The organism is Vallitalea longa (assembly GCF_027923465.1).
GTDB classification, from domain to species: Bacteria; Bacillota; Clostridia; order Lachnospirales; family Vallitaleaceae; genus Vallitalea; species Vallitalea longa.
In genome coordinates this window covers 140,103-156,930 of sequence record NZ_BRLB01000001.1, presented here as the reverse complement: position 1 = coordinate 156,930, position 16,828 = coordinate 140,103, and the positions used below count along the sequence as shown (strand labels likewise).

Below are 16,828 nucleotides of genomic sequence, written 5' to 3'. Positions count from 1 at the left end.
GCGAGGAGGGTACATATGAAATCATTTATAAAAGAAGATTTCCTGCTTGACAATGAACCTGCAAAAAAACTTTTCCAAGATTACGCAAAAGACATGCCTATCTTTGACTATCATAATCATCTGCCACCCCAAGAGATTTATGAAAGAAAGAGTTATGATAATCTAACTCAGGTATGGTTATATGCTGATCACTATAAGTGGAGAGCAATGAGAAACTTAGGTATTGATGAGAAGTATATCACTGGAGATGCACCAGATTATGAGAAATTTGAAAAATGGGCATATACAGTAGCAAGAATACCTGGAAGTCCACTTTATCATTGGACTCATCTAGAATTACAAAGGTATTTTGGAATTACAAAACCTCTTAATCCATCAACATGTAAAGAAATATATGATGAATGTGAGGAAATTCTGAAACAACCTGGATTTGATGCTGTAGGATTGCTTAACAAAATGGGAGTCAAGGCACTCTGTACTACAGATGAGCCTTTTGATTCACTGGAATACCATAGTAAGATAAGTGAAGATGAAGCTATACCTTTTAAAGTATTGCCAACATTTAGACCTGATGCGGTTGTTCATGTGGATACTGATATCTTTGTTGATTCAGTTAAAAAATTAGCTAAGAGCAATAACATGGAGATAAACAGTCTGGAAGATCTAAAAGACTCATTGAAAATGTCAATAGGGAGATTCAAAGATGTTGGATGCATTCTTGCTGATATAGGATTTGTTCAATTTCGATACTCTAATGAACAAGGAGCTTCTGATATTTTTGCTAAGGCTATGAAATATGAACCTTTGACAGATAATGAAATAACATGTTTTACAGGTGAGATGTTAAGATTCTTGGCGGAGCAGTTCAAGAAAAACAACATGGCTATGCAATTGCATATGAATGCACTTAGGAATGTCAATGCAGAATTATTCCGAGAAAAAGGAGCTAATGTCGGTTGTGATAGTGTTGGAAACTGTGTAGATGCTAATCAGCTTGGTGGATTTTTCAACTATCTATCAGCTAATGATATCTTACCGAAAACTGTACTCTATAGTCTTAATCCTAATGATAATACTGTTCTATCATCAATGGCTGGGAATTTTTCACCATACATACAGTTTGGTGCAGCATGGTGGTTCCAAGATCATGTAAGAGGTATTTCCAATCAGCTTGACGAACAGTTTGAAGCTGGATTGATTAGTAAATTCATCGGTATGTTAACTGATTCACGCAGTTTCACTAGTTATGGTCGCCACGAGTATTTCAGAAGGATTCTCTGTAACCGATTAGGAGAATTAGTTGATAATGGAGAGTATCCAGAAGATTACCAAGTACTAGGAGAGATGGTTAAGGATATCTGCTTTAACAATGCAGTTAAATTTTTTGGATTAGAATTGTAGTATTGTATTTTAGTGTAATAATCAGTATATTATTACTGGATAAGACAATTGCACTATGTCATGTTTGATATAGAGTTATATTAATTGAAAAATGTATTCAACATAAAATTAGCCAAGCAATAAATCTGCTTGGCTATATTAAGTAAATAAAGAGAAATATATATATACTATTTTATACTTTTTTATCCTAAACGTGCATCTTCAAGGTTTAATAATCTTCTTATTTCTTCACCTTTTATATCTCTGAACTTGATATTTTCTTTAACTGATTTATCTGCCGCCAATCCAGCTGCGTGTCCGTAACCAAAACATTGAGCTATTACACGACAACTTGCCAATGCCTGATGTTCGGCACTTAAGTTCCTGCCAGCAACAATCAGATTTTCACCAACAGCCGGTACTAATGCACCATAAGGAACTTCATAATAGTTATTGATCAACCAGAATAGGTAAGGGGTTTCCCCATTATGTAATTCAATTGGCCATGGACAAGCAACTATTCCGTCACTTCTTTTTCTGGCTTCTGCCACATCATCATTACGTAGTCTTTCAAGTCCTACTATACTTCTTGTTTGTCTCACGCCCACTTCACAAGATAAATCATTGATAAAGGAGTTTTCACAACCTGGAATGTACTCTTTGAAAAACTTAGCATATTCATTGACTTGTTTACGTGCAACTTGTTCTGCTTCCGTATGGTCATCTGGATCAAGAACATTGAGAAGTCGCCCATCTCTACCAGTAATCAATGTTACATTCATGAATAATTCATTAGGTCTTGTTGTATGATATACCCATACTTTTAGTCTAGGAAGATGTGCTCCTTTTCCAATAGCGTCTTTCATGGCTTCAGTTACTTTGTCAGGTGAGATTCTGTCTTCACCCCAGTAATCGAAGAACTTTTTCACATCAACACCTGCAAGACGGAATATCATAGTGGGATTCTGGATAACACCATTATCTCCCATTGTGTATTCATAACCGGCACGATAGATGATATCAGCATCACCTGTAGCATCAACAATTGCTTTTGCTTTTATCTGGGCAAAACCACTTTTGGTATCGATGACAACACCTTTGAACTCATCATCATCTTTGATGACACCGACTATTGTGGAATGATATAATATTTTCCCTCCTGCATGTAAGATCATATCTTCAGCAGTTTCTTTGAATATTTGTGGGTCGTGTGGAACCAAGAATGTTTTACCGTATGGTTGAGGCTTTGTAACACCATTTCTTTCTTTTAATGCCTCATAGAACTTGTTGGTCCAGCCGAAAACCGCTTGTTTTGGTTCTTCTTCCAATGGATTGTCACATCCATAGAACATTCCGCAGAATGTACCTGAGTAACCTGCTACAGATGCTCCACCAAGGAAACCAAGCCTTTCCACAAGCAATGTTTTGTTACCATGTCTGGCTGCTGTTTCTGCGGCAGCTATACCAGCTGGTCCACCACCGGCAACTAAGACATCTACTTCATCATATATTGGTAAATCACAATTTGAATCATATACAATTAGACTTTTATATTTTTTCATAATCTATTCCTCATCATTTTCTGTTTTTGCTGTTGATAATTGCTTTCAAATCTTTAGTTTCTAATACTGCTGCTATGATAATTCCAACCAGCAATGCCCAAAAAGCTGAACCGATTCCTAAGAATGATTTCTGTGATAATGCTATAAAGAATGAGAAGAAAGCTGAAACTTGGAATTTATTAGCTTTGAATGCTGATTGTAGTGAAGATAGTATAACTCCCACCATTGCTAGACCTGCTACCAAATAGATTAAATTAAGAGGCATAGTACTTAAGAAAGGTACTAATAAACTAGCGAAGATACCAATGATAGAACACCATATACCACATACGACAGAAGCAGCGTAACGGTCATCTTTATTATCTCCTGACTCTTCGGATGCAACTATTGCAGTCATAGGACCTGCGATATTAGCATTGTGTCCGCCGAATAGAGAAGTGACAATACCACCGATACCTGACCATATAGTCATACTTTTAATTGGTGGTTCGTAATCTTGGCTCTTTAATACACCTATGGCTTGTGCATTTTCTGCACCGATTACAAGAAGTGCTAGAGGAAGAGAAACTGATACGAATACACCACCAACGTTTTCAAAAGAATATCCTATAAATTTTGGACCATAGAATTTAATGCCCTCTAGAGCTGAAGCATCATATAATCCAAAAGCGAATACACATATTATTACTACTGCAAAAGCTGCTAAGATTGGAGGTATAACCTTAATCACTGGTCTAAGCTTAGTAAATATCAACCATGCTGCAATTGCAATGAAGGCAATCAATAGATATTTGCTATAATTAGGTTCGCTCATGTTGCTTGACCAATTGAAGATATAATTTACCATGTTCGTTACGAATTTAAACAAACAACCGGCAGTCATTCCCATTACGATAGGCATAGGCAAGAATTTCATTACCTTACTGATTAATCCTGTTATACCTAATATGAATACCAAAATACCAGCTAATAAAAATCCTGTACATAATTGCTGCAACGAGTAACCTGCACCAGCACCTGAAACCACAATTGCTGCCCCTGATATTGACCAAGCACCTGGGATAGGCTCTTTATATTTTAGAGATAGAATGATTCCTAAAATAGGTCCGAATACCCAACATGCAAAAATCCAAGAAGATGTTTCTTGCATACTCCATCCACAAGCGTTACCATTAGCGAATAAAATGAGTGCTGTACACCATCCGAAAATACCTGCAATGACACCTGAACTTATTGTTTTGGAATTTAAATGTTTTGGTAGATCTTTGATACCTTGAATAATGCTGTTATTATTCATAAAAATCCTCCTTAAAATTATGATAGGGCTTAACAACTCTATATGTAATACATTTGGATTGTCGATTTTGCTCATAAAATGTATTTTCAATATAGTGAAGTTTAGTAGATTAAATTATAGACCATAATATATTAATGGTATACATGTAATATATTACTGATATATTATAATAATTTATCATTTTATGTCGAAAAAGTCAATATGAATATAGGGATTATGTAAAAGTTCTATGTTGAATACAGCAATCATCTGGAATAGTAAGATAAGACATCATAAGTAGATGAAAAATATATTTTTGCATATATGATAAAAATATTAATTATGATATAATTCAATAGGAGAGGAAGGAGAATAACAATGGAAAACGATAAGTTTAAGCAAAAAAATGTTGATTTCTTAGTTGATGATGCAAGTAAGAAAATAGAAGAAATGATTGTTACGGCAGAATTGAAGCCTGGAAGTATCGTTTCTGAAAAAGAAATTAGTGAATATCTAGATATTGGACGTACACCAGTACGTGAAGCATTAAAACGACTAGAGCCAACACATTTATTTAAAACCATTCCTCGTAAAGGAATTTTAATACGTATAGTTACTGTTGATGAATTATTGCTACAAATGGAACCTAGAAAAGTACTAGAAGAGTTAGTTGTCAAAAGAGCTGCAAAATATGCATTTCCAGATGAAAGAGATAAGTTAAGACAATTAGCTACTGAATATAGAAAAGTTACTGAGGAATGGGCACCTGCAATAGAAGCTTTGAGAATAGATGATGAATTTAATAGATTATTATGTAAATCCAGTAAAAATCCATTTATTGGACAGATGCTATTACCTCAACATGCTTTAGCTAGAAGACAATATTATCTTAATTATTTTATTGATAAGGAGCTGACTGCAAGAGTTAATTATAGTCATGCAAAACTAATGGATGCTATTGCAGATGGTGATGATAAAAAAGCATTATCTGAATTAGATGAGCTATTTAATAATCTAAAAGAATTCAATAGTATAAGTCTTTCTACTTGGATACAATTTGACGATTAGAAGATATACATTTCTACAAAGGTTTCAATATATATGACTAGAAAAATAATTTATTCACATAAACCCAATATCGGGAATAATAAAATATGGAGATTATAGTATGGCATTTGAGCAATATCTTAAGAAAGTAAATGTTGATGAAAACATTATTAAAGAGATTATGAATGTTGATTATCCTAAGGACAAGAATAATCCAAAACAAAACGAAGCTAATTTTATGGCTTCTGTCATGAAGAAATGTGAAGAGCTTCTAGACTATGATACTATAAGTAAAGTAATGTATGATAGAGCTTGTTGTAAAACTGGAGCTAGATTGAAAAATTCGAGAAATTTTGCCAAGGAATATGAAGATAAAACGCTAGAAGAAAAATTATTATTATTAGGTAATGTACAGTATATGGGAAAGCCGTTTCTAAACCAAGATGGAGATATAGAGACACTTGCTGTAGGAAAATTTGGTATGGAGGATATGACTTGTCCTTGTTGGCATTTTAGTGGTAGTAAACCAATTAATGGTTATTTAACAGTGATGGTGAATTGCCTTGTGTGTTCATTTATCAGATTCTTTGAATGTGATAATATAACATGTCATATCATCCAACATAATTAGCAATATAATCGTAAAAAGCATTTAGTTATGGATTAAGTATTATTTGGGAGGAAAAGATGAAGATAAAGAGTGAAGCTGATTTTACTGTGTATGAAGCTACCAGTATGATAGTTGGACACAGTATCGGAACAGGAATTATCGCAGTACCTTATTTAGCAACAAAGAATAATTTAAGAGATGTAATTCTAATGGTAATATTAGCATATTTCATAAATGTTGTTTTACATTTGATTATTGCTGAATTATCCTACAATAATGGAGGAGTTCAGTTGGTGAAGAGTTTTGAAGGAGAGCTGTTCAGTGGCAAAACCAAGAAAATTTTTGGATGGATCATGTTCACTATTTATGGATTAGCTATTATTGTTGGGGTTAGTGGCAATATAAATGGTGGAGCACAGATTATAGAAAACTGGATACATGTGCCATTTTCAGTAGCACAATTAATATATTATATAGTAGCAGGAATAGTAGTTTTTATGGGAATGAAAGCTGTTGGAATTGCACAGAAATATACAGTATCTATTTTAATTGTAATAGTTGCAACCATAAGTATTGCAACTTTTGTTGGACCAATTAATGGAATTAGAGCATCAAAAGTACATATCAATAATCTATTAGGGTTATACAGTATGGTTGTTTTTGCAACTTCTGCTAATCAAGCAGTTATACAATCTGTAAAAGGGCTTAATGGCAATGCCAAGAAAATAAGGACTTCTATATTTTTAGGTTTTGGCATATCTTCTCTATTTGCTCTAATTGTGACAATAACAGTTTTGATAGGAGTAAATGGACCACTTGATAAAGAACTTGCATATCTTCAATTAGGTGAAAATATTGGGACATGGGCAGCTGTACTTGCAGGTTTGTTTTCATTGTTTGCCTTATTAACTACGTTCTGGTCAAATACATTAAGTCTTCGTGATGTGGTTCATGAACAAATCGGCATAAATAATAAAGTATGTTGGTTATTAGCGACAATACCATCAGTACTATTTGCTATATTTGGAGTAAGTAGTTTTATAATATTAACAAGAATCATGTCAGGAGTTGTAGTGCTTGTTGCTGTAATGCTTGTGTTTACATATAATAAATCTAGAAAAAAAGCTGGAACCAGTCCAATATGTGGTGGATTTGGAAGGTTACCATTTCAGGTTATAATGATAATATCTACTATAATATGTGCAATCGGAGCTATGGTACCATTAACTTAATGGATGGAGGATAATGATATGTATAGGAATCCTGAATTTTATAAAGATAAAGATGAACATTATGCTATAAAAATTGGAAGTAAACCATATAAAATATTACAACTGACAGATTTACATTTGGGATTTGGTTTAATATGTCGTAAAAAAGATAGATTAGGGATGGAAGCTGTAACTGTATTGATTAAAAAAACTAATCCTGATTTGATAATTTTGACTGGTGACAGTATATTTCCATTTATATTCAGATCAGGTACAAGAAATAATATTAAGCAAGCCAAAAAACTAGTTGCTTTCATGGATGGTTTTAAGATTCCATATGCTTTTTTATTTGGTAATCACGATATTGAAATGGGTTCAAAAGGAAATAAAGATCAGATAGCTGATATAATTATGAATGGTGAGTATAGTATTTTTGCAAAAGGAAAGAAAGAGCTTACTGGTGTTGGTAATTATATAATTAAATTAGTGAATGATGAAAATGCGTTAATAATGGCACTAGTTATTTTAGATTCTAATATGTATGGTGATGGATGGTTCTTCAGTGGGTTTGATTGCATACATGAAGATCAGACCAATTGGTGTACACAAGAGTTATTGAAACTAAAAAAACAAAATTCAGATCTACAGGCTTTGGCATTTTTTCATATGCCCCTACCTGAATTTAAAGAAGCTTATGAGAAAATGAAACTTGGAGATAAAAGCATTCAATATAATTTTGGAAGTATCGGTGAAAGTAACGATTATTTTGGAATAACAAAATATGAATGTGATTTTTTTCAACAAGCATTAGATAATAATACAATTAAAGGGATATTCTGTGGACATGACCATTTGAATACTCTTTCGTTAACTTATAAAGGTATTATGATGACATATGGAATGTCTATAGATTATCTCGGATATAGAAATATTGTAAAGAGGCATACACAAAGAGGAGGAACTCTTATTACAGTTAATGATAATGGTTCCTTTCAGGTAAGTCCAGTTCCACTAACCAGAGTCGTATCTGATTTCGTTAGAGGTAAGGACAAATAGGATAATTTTATGAGTACAATTAAAACAAAGGGGTATTACCAATAGATAATAAATCTATAGGGGATGCCCTTTTATTGTAATCAAAGTTATGTTTTTTATATCAAAAATAATGAACCATTTTATGGTATTATGACAATATATAAATGAAGGGCTGTACATAAAAGAAGTTAAGGAGGCTACAAATATGCGAAAGGAGGGAAAGGTTTTTGGATGCTGATTATGTAACTGATCTTGTGGAATTATACGGCAAAGCTATTTATGGATTTTGTTATAATCTGACAAAAGATAAAAATGATGCAGATGACTTATATCAAGAAACATTTCTAAAGGGAATTAAGCTGTGCCATAAAATAGATAAAAACAACAATCCGAAAGGTTTATTGATTTCAATAGCAATAGGTATCTGGAAAAATAATCGCCGTAAATATGTTTGGAGGCAAAAAATAGCTCCATTACAAGAATTTAACGAAGAAATATATAATGAATACATATCAAATGATGAGATGAGTATAGAAGATATAATATTATCTAATGAATTACGTTTATTCATACAAGATGCAGCTAATCGGCTAAATAGTAAAATGAGAATTCCTTTATACATGTATTATACAGCAGATATGTCTATAAAAGAGATAGCATCTGCATTAAAAATTCCACAAGGCACTGTAAAAAGCAGGCTTTTCAAAGCAAGGAAAGAATTAAAGGATATATTGGAGTTGGAGGCTGGTAATTATGAGAGATTCTGAGAAATTCAATAAAATGCTAGAACAAGCCCTTACACCAGTTATAGAACCCAGTAAAGAGTTGAATGAAAAAATAATTGATGAAATAAGGGAGAATAGTAATATGAAACCAAAAAAAAGAAGGGTATCAATAGCGTTGGTTGCTGTTATAATTACTCTAACATTATCTTTAACAGCTATGGCAGCATATCATCTATTAACTGCAAAACAAATTGCAAAAGAATTCAAAGATGAGGGACTTGCACATGCATTTGAACAGGAAGATGCAGTTGAAATCAATGAATCGGTAATTTCAAAAGGATACAAATTCACTCTACTTGGTCTTGTGTCAGGGGAAGACTTAAGTGATTTTGAGATGTATTCAAAGGATATAAGTTCAGTTAGAACCTGGGCTGTCGTTTCAATTGAAAAAGATGATGGAAGTGAGATGCCTAGTACGCCAGAGGAAGGATATGGAGATGTTAACTTTTTTATATCGCCATTAGTCAAAGGACAAGAGCCTTGGTTCTATAATATAGCTTCTATGAATGGTGGATATAGTGAAGATGTGATTGATGGAGTATTGTATAGACTGATTCAGTGTGATAATGTAGAGATATTTGCTGATAGAGGAGTATATCTTTGTATTAGTACTAGTACATTTTATGATAAAAAGGCTTTTAACTATGATGAAGTAACAGGAGAGGTAAGTGTCAATACCGATTACGATGGTGCTAATGCTCTATTTGATTTACCACTAGATATTGAAAGAGCTGATTATGATCAAGCTGAAAAATATTTAGAAGAAATAATGGGGAAAGATGAAGAAGATTCTGTAGACAATAAAGAGAGTGAACTTGGTGAGATTGAAGAGACTAATAACAAATGGGAAGAAATGGTTAAAGAGTTTGATGATGCTATTGTTATAACAGAATCAGTAAAAGAGGTTATTCCTGATGAAGAGGGCATTTTGCATTATGAATATGAGGGTTCAGAATGTAATATACATATAGAACAAGTATTTTATGAGGAAGAAATTTCATCTAGAATTGTTACTATAGGTGGTAACAATAGTGGACGCAAAACAGCTACTAAATTTTCTAGAGATGCAAATGGAACTATAAGAGGTATGAGATTATTACTAGAGAATAATGATATAAAAGATGAATGATTTTAATGTCAAATAAATATTGCTATTACATAGTATTAAATTAAAAAAAATTTTGCGATTTTAAAATATAATATATAGACTCTGTAGGTATTAATTATCTTTTAGTACCTTACAGAGTTATTTTTAATTATTGTTTTTTAGTTATTAAGTTGTTAGATAACTGGATATTAACTTAATGAATTTAACTTATGACTATATGTTATGGGTAGAAAATTGTATGTTGACTTAATTGTACAAGTATATTAAAAAATTAAAATAATTATATTTATATGAACTTTATTTATAACTTTCGAAAATGATAAATTATACACATAATTAAATATTTATATACTATAATATTAATTTTACTAACTATAAATAATACAAAATAGCACGTAACACCTATAAATAAAACAAATTATCAAATTTGTATTAAATATTAAAAAAAACAGTATATATTGTTGACATATGTATTTTATAAGAGTAAAATGTATTCATCGCATAAAATAAGTGAAAAATTAGAAAAAAACGCTATATAAATATTAAACTTAAAAAATGTATTTATTAAATTATAATATAACACATATTACCAATTTGATAAAAAATTTAATATTACTACATAAAAAAAATATATATAATAATATACTTAATAATCTATGTTAATTAATTGTATATTTAAAAAAAGTAATTTTATTGTAGGACATAATTTAATTTACATAAAAAAACATTAATTATAGAAAGGAGGTAAAAAAATGGATGACTTTAGATTAGAAGTAGCAACAGACAAAAAAGAAAAAGAAAAAGATAAATGTGCTTGCATGTGCGGCTTAAGTTCAGGTAGTGGTTCAGGTTCAGGAATTTTAGAAGAAGAATAGTTATAATCTCCCTCATCTAGCGATGAGGGAGAAACTGTTTAATAATTAAAATTATAGTTTCAATAATTCGAGAAGGTTTTTGATATATAGTAAAAATTAAACTAATAATAAGGAGTAAAAATATGAAATTATTATATGATAAAAAAATAATAATAGAAAAATATGATGATGAAAATTACATAATTTATTCTCCGTTTAACCATAAATTTACAAAAGCTAGTAAATCAGTAAAAAAATTGGTGCTATATATTCTTAATGAAAATGGGGAAATAGAATTTGAAAATATTATCAATTATTATAAACAATTTGATATTGAATTAAAGATAGATGAAATTAAAAAGTATATTGATACTTTGGTAAAAGCTAAATTATTTTTTTATAACCAAGAGGATTATGATACTGAAAAAAGAATTACATTAGAAGATTATAGGTTTTCACCAACTCAGGAAATAGATATGGTATATATTCATCCTACATTGAGATGTAATTTTAATTGTTCCTATTGCTATAATAAATCTTTAGCAGCAACCCAAAAAGAATTAACTACGAATCAATGGATACAGATAATAAATAAACTAAAGGCAATGAATGTTAATTATTTTATATTTACTGGTGGAGAACCACTTATGAGAAAAGATCTTATAGATATCATTAGAGAGATTAAAGATGATAATACGAAAGTGGAGATTTTATCAAATGGTTCATTGCTTATGGATAAAGTTGATCAATTGTTACCTATAGTTGATTCATTTGTAGTTAGTCTTGATAGCCTTGATATCAAAAAAAATAGTATTAATCGTAGTGCGGTAGGTTTTAATAATATAATAAACTTATTAGAATATTTTTCAGAAAAAGCTCCTAAAAAGTTAAGAGTTAGATCAGTCATAACTAAGGAGAATATAGATACTATACAAGCATTTAATAATGAAATACAAGAAAAATATGGAATAAAATGTGTCAACGTAAGATTTATACCTAACAATAAAGATGAATTATCTTTGATTGCAGAGCCACCAATACCAGATATTGATGATACTAAGAAATATAAGTTGGATTTGGGAATAAGAAAATATAGATGTGGGGCATGTTCTAATATATTAGCAATCAATCCGGAAGGGGATATATACCCATGTCAAAGTCTCATGTTGCCAGAATTTAAATTAGCTAATATTCTAGATGACAATTGGCAAGATACAGTAGCTAATTCAGAAGTAACAAAAAAATTCAGAAACATTAAAGTCGATGATATGGAAAATTGTAAAGATTGTGCATATAGATATATCTGTGGGGGAGGTTGCCCAGCTATAGCATATAAAGTATATGGGGATTTAAATCATCATTTATCATTTTTTTGTGATTATCTAGAAAAGGAATCAAGACAAAGAATGAGAATGGCAAAGATTATATCAAAGTAATAAATTAAGATAAGGAGTTGAAGGAATGTCCATATTAAGTGCTAATAAATATAAAGAGAAGAAACCAACTGATACAGTAAAGATAATAAAAAAAATTCTTGATAATATAGGTATCGAGTTAGATGAAGAAATACATCTTAATTCTGCTGAAGGATTTCACTCTATTCATCTACGAGTAAAAGGAGCTAATGCATTAAATGTCAATGGTAAAGGAACTACTTATGAGTATGCATTAGCGAGCGCTTATGGAGAATTTATGGAAAGACTTCAAAACAAAGCTTTATATAATTATAAAGTGGATTTATGCAATGAAAGCAAAACATATCTTGGATTTTATAATGCAACAGATGAGAAATATCTTAATATTGAAGAATTTGTTTTATCAGATGAGAATTGGATTAGAAAATTGTTTCCGCAAAGCAATAGTAAAGAAGATATTATTAATAGTCTGAAGGAACTTATGTTTTTAACTCCAGATGGATATTCTTGTGATTTGATTTGTATTCCTTTCTATAATATAAATAGTAATAAATTGAGTTATGTACCTACCAATATAATTGAATTTTGTTATTGTACAAATGGAATGAGTGCAGGTAATACATTAGAAGAAGGATTAGTACAAGGACTATCAGAAATTATAGAAAGATATATAAATAAGAAAATTCATAGAGAAAAGATAGTACCCCCTACAATACCAATGGATTATTTAAAAAAATTTCCATTGCCATATAAGATGATACAAGAGATAGAAGAAATCGAAAATTATGAAGTGATAATTAAAGATTGTTCATTAGGTGGAAAATATCCAGTAGTAGGATTAATCATTATAGATAAAAATACTCAAAAATACTTTTGCAAATTTGGTTGCCATCCAGTATTCGAAATAGCGCTAGAGAGGACATTAACTGAATTATTACAAGGAAAGCAATTAGATAATTTATTTGATATGGTTAATTTTTCTTATATAAATAGTAAGATTAATAGTAATGAAAATTATGAAAGCATATTTACTAATGGAGCAGGATTTTATCCTACGGAATATTTTAGTGATGAATTCACCTATTCATTTATAGATATAAAAGATAATTCTAAGTTAGATAATAAAGAAATGTTGGAATATCTAATTAAAATAATAACTGATCAGGGGTTTGATGTTTTAGTTAGAGATGTTTCTTATTTGAATTTTCCATCAGTGAATATAATTGTACCTGGTATGAGCGAAATAAATGAATTGACCAAAGAAAATATCAATGAAGTTAAGATAAGTAGTAATATCAGAAATGAATTAATGAATCTAAATAATATAAAAGATAATGATATAGAAGAGATTATATCATATATGAAGAAAAAGTATTTTACTAATGATGATACAGTCTTTAATCTTTTGAAAATACCACTTAATGATTCTTTTTCATATAACAATTTAAGAACAGATTTATTTGTAGCTTGCCTTTATTATAAAGCTAAAAGATACAGAGAATCATACTATGAGCTTAATAAATATATAAAATATATTAAGAAATTCAAAAACATAGATACGTCGGCATTAGCTTATTACAAGTGTTGTAGAGATTATATAGGTGGAAAAGCAGAACAACATGATGAAAAATCGGTAAAGAGCATATTAATAAAATTCTATCCAGTGGATATAGTAGAAAAAGTCATTAAAGATTTAAAAAATCCTAATGAAATATTTAAATATCATGATATACTAAATTGCTATGATTGTGAGGAATGTAATCTAAAATCAAATTGTTCTTATAACATTGTGAAAAGAATCCATAAAACATTAAAGGAACAACAAAAAATAGTGAATTTGAATCAATTAAAAATATTTGATGAGTTATTCAAATAAAGAAGAGGTGTTGTATGAATACAATATTTAAACATATAAAGAATTATAAGAAGTATATTGCTTTAACTATCTTATTAATATGTATCCAGACATTGCTGAATTTTATTGGTCCATTAGTAATCAAAGAAATACTTACTAACGTAGAGATTAATGAGGAAAGTAATATTTTATTGTACTTCATCATATTTTTCGTAGCATTAATAAGTATTTATATTATTAAAATTATATCAAGCTATGTTTACACAAGATTTTCTTTAAGATTTAAGGTTAATGAAAGTAAAAATATGTATAATAATTTATTTGAAACTAAATTTTCATATATAAATAAATTTGAACCTTCATATTTTATTACCCGTATTAAACAAGGGGTAGATAACTTATTTAATTTATTGGGAGATAAAGTATCTAGAGCGGCAATAGCTATACTTACTATAATTATTTCTTTATATTTTGTTGCTAATGTGAGTGTTTACTTAGTAATATTATTCATTATACTGTCGTTATTGAATTTTTATGGATACAAAAGCATTAATAACAAGCTAAAAGAAGATAGTAGTAAATTACAAAAAACATGTGCAGATAATTTTAAAAACATTATAAATGTAGTACAGAATATTGAACAGATAAAGCAAATAGGTCAGTATTCAGGATTTGTTAACATGATAGGAAAATATGTTTTTAAAATTGAAAAAGAAAATAATAATATAATACTTAAGTCAAATATTGTAAGCATTATACTTGGATTTATTATAGATATAATAAAGAACTCGGTTTTATTATTATCTATATATCTTTATTTCAGGAAACAGATAAGTTTTGCTGATATAGTTTTCATTAATATGATATTAAGTATTTATTTTTCAGCTCTTACTGATTTGAAGAATATTAATATTAGTCTTAGAGATGTTAGAGCATCAATGAAATTTATTAATGAAGAACTTTTGAATAATCTGGAAGACAATACTTCTAAGATAAAATTAGAAAAGATCAATGATGTAAAATTTGATATCAATAAATTTAGTTATGACAGTAAAAAAGTTGTTTTAGAAGATATATATTTTAAAATAACCGAAAATGATAAAGTTGGGCTTGTGGGTGAATCGGGTAGTGGAAAATCAACATTGATTAAACTTCTACTTAATTTATATGATTTTAATGATATATATATAAATGGTATACCAATGGTAGAATATAATTTGAAATCTATTCGTAGAAAAATTTATGTAGTAAGTCAAAATACATATATGTTCCCTGGAAGTATAAAAGATAATATTGTAATAGGTATAGATGATTATGATGAAAGTAAGCTAAATGAAATACTTGAATATTCATTTTTGGAACCCTTCAAATCATTACCAGAAGGAATGGATACATTAATAAGAGAGAAAGGATTAAATTTCTCAGGTGGGCAAAAACAAAAAATAGTTATCGCTAGAATGCTTATGTATGATCCTGATATAATAGTGTTTGACGAATCTACATCAGCTTTAGATAGTAATTCTGAAGATACGATCTTTGAGGATATAAATGACTATCTAAATAATAAGATAGTTATCAAAGTTTCTCATAGACTATCATCATTGAATGATTTGAATTATATGGTAGTTTTAAAAGATGGTAGGATAGAAGCTATGGGTGATCATGAACACTTAATGAAGAATAGTGAAGAATATAAACGATTATTCTCTAAACAATTAAGTAATGATTAGTAGATAAAAAAGTACATATTATTAATAACTTCATGAGGGGTGATAAGATATGCTTGATATACAGAATTATTTAGATGATATTTCAAATATACAATTAAATATTCAGGAAATACATATGCTTTATAAGATCAATTATCCAATTGTTATCGTTAAAGATGATAATTGTTATATATTTGATAAATCAAATGGAACAAACTATTCTTTTATTAAAGAATTCAAAGCTGTGATGCACATACCAGATGATATCGCTGCCTGTTTCTATTTGGATAATTACTATAAAAAGTATTGTTGTATCATAGGATATAAATTAATATTTGAAAAAAATTTTCCTATAGTTTGTTTTCATGAAATGGTCCATTGTTATCAAGGAATGACTGTAGAAGAAGATATAAAAAATAAATTGAAAATATACGATGAAAATTCACCTATGTGGGAAATAAATTATAAATTCAAATATAATGAAGAAAATTTCATTAACTATTTTAAAGATTATATAAATGCCCTTAATAATGAAAAGCTAGAAACAGTTAAAGTTAAAAGAAAATTATTACTACAACATCTTAATGAATGTGATAGAGAATATTTCATATGGCAAGAATGGAAGGAAGGTTTTGCCAGATTTATTGAAAATAAAGTCAGAAAAAAAGTTGGCTATGATGAAAATAATAGTGGACAAGAATCTCCATACTCAAGAATATCTTTCTATAGGTCTGGAGATCTATATACGAATCAACTGTATGAATATAATTTTGAAACTATGAATATAGAAGAATTATATGTAAAGTTAAATGAGTTTTGATTAATTGAATATATAATAGTAATATATAGACTCTGTTAGTGTATTTTTTAGTACACTACAGAGTTTTTTTGTCTTCATCAAATAAAGAAGAAAAAATATTTCACCAGAGTTTTTATATGTGTCATATAAAATTATAGGTAATGAATAAAAAATAATATTTC

Annotated in this window: 14 protein-coding genes; 12 read left to right on the top strand and 2 right to left on the bottom strand. The window is 29.4% G+C overall.

Going from position 1 to position 16,828, the window contains the following annotated elements:
* The first annotated feature begins 15 nt into the window (after window positions 1–15).
* Window positions 16–1,401, top strand: a complete 1,386-nt coding sequence (uxaC, locus tag QMG30_RS00650) for a glucuronate isomerase (protein WP_281811149.1) — start codon at window positions 16–18, stop codon at window positions 1,399–1,401.
* Between the two features lie 182 nt (window positions 1,402–1,583).
* Here the strand turns inward: uxaC and QMG30_RS00645 are convergent, their stop codons facing one another.
* Both QMG30_RS00645 and QMG30_RS00640 read right to left on the bottom strand, forming a co-directional pair.
* Window positions 1,584–2,942 (bottom strand): FAD-dependent oxidoreductase, encoded by a 1,359-nt coding sequence (locus tag QMG30_RS00645; RefSeq protein WP_281811147.1) that lies wholly within the window; start codon window positions 2,940–2,942, stop codon window positions 1,584–1,586.
* Between the two features lie 13 nt (window positions 2,943–2,955).
* On the bottom strand, window positions 2,956–4,239 hold the full coding sequence (locus QMG30_RS00640) for a benzoate/H(+) symporter BenE family transporter (protein ID WP_281811145.1): 1,284 nt from the start codon (window positions 4,237–4,239) through the stop codon (window positions 2,956–2,958).
* A 357-nt stretch (window positions 4,240–4,596) separates the two neighbouring features.
* Here QMG30_RS00640 and QMG30_RS00635 point away from each other — a divergent pair, with 357 nt between their 5' ends.
* The 11 genes from QMG30_RS00635 to QMG30_RS00585 all read left to right on the top strand — a co-directional run bounded on the left by QMG30_RS00635 (window position 4,597) and on the right by QMG30_RS00585 (window position 16,667).
* Window positions 4,597–5,286 (top strand): GntR family transcriptional regulator, encoded by a 690-nt coding sequence (locus QMG30_RS00635; protein ID WP_281811143.1) that lies wholly within the window; start codon window positions 4,597–4,599, stop codon window positions 5,284–5,286.
* A 100-nt stretch (window positions 5,287–5,386) separates the two neighbouring features.
* The gene (locus tag QMG30_RS00630) at window positions 5,387–5,896 is read left to right on the top strand and encodes a hypothetical protein (protein WP_281811141.1); all 510 of its coding nucleotides are present in this window, start codon (window positions 5,387–5,389) and stop codon (window positions 5,894–5,896) included.
* Window positions 5,897–5,952: 56 nt separating this feature from the next.
* Window positions 5,953–7,107 carry an SLC5/6 family protein gene (locus tag QMG30_RS00625; protein WP_281811139.1) on the top strand — a complete coding sequence of 385 codons (1,155 nt, stop codon included), beginning with the start codon at window positions 5,953–5,955 and terminating at the stop codon, window positions 7,105–7,107.
* A gap of 18 nt (window positions 7,108–7,125) precedes the next feature.
* A complete protein-coding gene (locus QMG30_RS00620) occupies window positions 7,126–8,142 on the top strand; it encodes a metallophosphoesterase (protein WP_281811137.1) in 1,017 nt (338 codons plus the stop codon).
* Window positions 8,143–8,348: 206 nt separating this feature from the next.
* Complete coding sequence (locus QMG30_RS00615) at window positions 8,349–8,888, top strand: RNA polymerase sigma factor (protein WP_281811136.1); 540 nt, start codon at window positions 8,349–8,351, stop codon at window positions 8,886–8,888.
* On the top strand, window positions 8,875–10,035 hold the full coding sequence (locus QMG30_RS00610) for a DUF4179 domain-containing protein (protein WP_281811134.1): 1,161 nt from the start codon (window positions 8,875–8,877) through the stop codon (window positions 10,033–10,035). Before QMG30_RS00615 ends, QMG30_RS00610 begins: the two co-directional genes overlap by 14 nt.
* Before the next feature lie 731 nt (window positions 10,036–10,766).
* Window positions 10,767–10,889 carry a hypothetical protein gene (locus tag QMG30_RS00605; RefSeq protein ID WP_281811132.1) on the top strand — a complete coding sequence of 41 codons (123 nt, stop codon included), beginning with the start codon at window positions 10,767–10,769 and terminating at the stop codon, window positions 10,887–10,889.
* A gap of 122 nt (window positions 10,890–11,011) precedes the next feature.
* Window positions 11,012–12,304 (top strand): radical SAM/SPASM domain-containing protein, encoded by a 1,293-nt coding sequence (locus QMG30_RS00600; protein ID WP_281811130.1) that lies wholly within the window; start codon window positions 11,012–11,014, stop codon window positions 12,302–12,304.
* A gap of 25 nt (window positions 12,305–12,329) precedes the next feature.
* Window positions 12,330–14,159, top strand: coding sequence for a YcaO-like family protein (locus QMG30_RS00595; protein WP_281811128.1), 1,830 nt, complete (start codon window positions 12,330–12,332; stop codon window positions 14,157–14,159).
* Between the two features lie 14 nt (window positions 14,160–14,173).
* On the top strand, window positions 14,174–15,868 hold the full coding sequence (locus QMG30_RS00590) for an ABC transporter ATP-binding protein (RefSeq protein WP_281811126.1): 1,695 nt from the start codon (window positions 14,174–14,176) through the stop codon (window positions 15,866–15,868).
* 49 nt (window positions 15,869–15,917) lie between these two features.
* Window positions 15,918–16,667: a hypothetical protein gene (locus tag QMG30_RS00585; protein ID WP_281811124.1), complete on the top strand. Its 750-nt coding sequence runs from the start codon at window positions 15,918–15,920 to the stop codon at window positions 16,665–16,667.
* The last annotated feature ends 161 nt before the right edge of the window (window positions 16,668–16,828 follow it).

Excerpts from the sequence above, each read along its gene's own strand:
- QMG30_RS00645 (WP_281811147.1), bottom strand. The coding sequence starts at position 2,942 with ATGAAAAAATATAAAAGTCTAATTGTATATGATTCAAATTGTGATTTA.
- QMG30_RS00610 (WP_281811134.1), top strand. The coding sequence starts at position 8,875 with ATGAGAGATTCTGAGAAATTCAATAAAATGCTAGAACAAGCCCTTACA.
- QMG30_RS00640 (WP_281811145.1), bottom strand. The coding sequence starts at position 4,239 with ATGAATAATAACAGCATTATTCAAGGTATCAAAGATCTACCAAAACAT.
- QMG30_RS00635 (WP_281811143.1), top strand. The coding sequence starts at position 4,597 with ATGGAAAACGATAAGTTTAAGCAAAAAAATGTTGATTTCTTAGTTGAT.
- QMG30_RS00590 (WP_281811126.1), top strand. The coding sequence starts at position 14,174 with ATGAATACAATATTTAAACATATAAAGAATTATAAGAAGTATATTGCT.
- QMG30_RS00630 (WP_281811141.1), top strand. The coding sequence starts at position 5,387 with ATGGCATTTGAGCAATATCTTAAGAAAGTAAATGTTGATGAAAACATT.
- QMG30_RS00625 (WP_281811139.1), top strand. The coding sequence starts at position 5,953 with ATGAAGATAAAGAGTGAAGCTGATTTTACTGTGTATGAAGCTACCAGT.
- QMG30_RS00620 (WP_281811137.1), top strand. The coding sequence starts at position 7,126 with ATGTATAGGAATCCTGAATTTTATAAAGATAAAGATGAACATTATGCT.
- QMG30_RS00600 (WP_281811130.1), top strand. The coding sequence starts at position 11,012 with ATGAAATTATTATATGATAAAAAAATAATAATAGAAAAATATGATGAT.
- QMG30_RS00595 (WP_281811128.1), top strand. The coding sequence starts at position 12,330 with ATGTCCATATTAAGTGCTAATAAATATAAAGAGAAGAAACCAACTGAT.
- QMG30_RS00585 (WP_281811124.1), top strand. The coding sequence starts at position 15,918 with ATGCTTGATATACAGAATTATTTAGATGATATTTCAAATATACAATTA.
- QMG30_RS00605 (WP_281811132.1), top strand. The coding sequence starts at position 10,767 with ATGGATGACTTTAGATTAGAAGTAGCAACAGACAAAAAAGAAAAAGAA.
- uxaC (WP_281811149.1), top strand. The coding sequence starts at position 16 with ATGAAATCATTTATAAAAGAAGATTTCCTGCTTGACAATGAACCTGCA.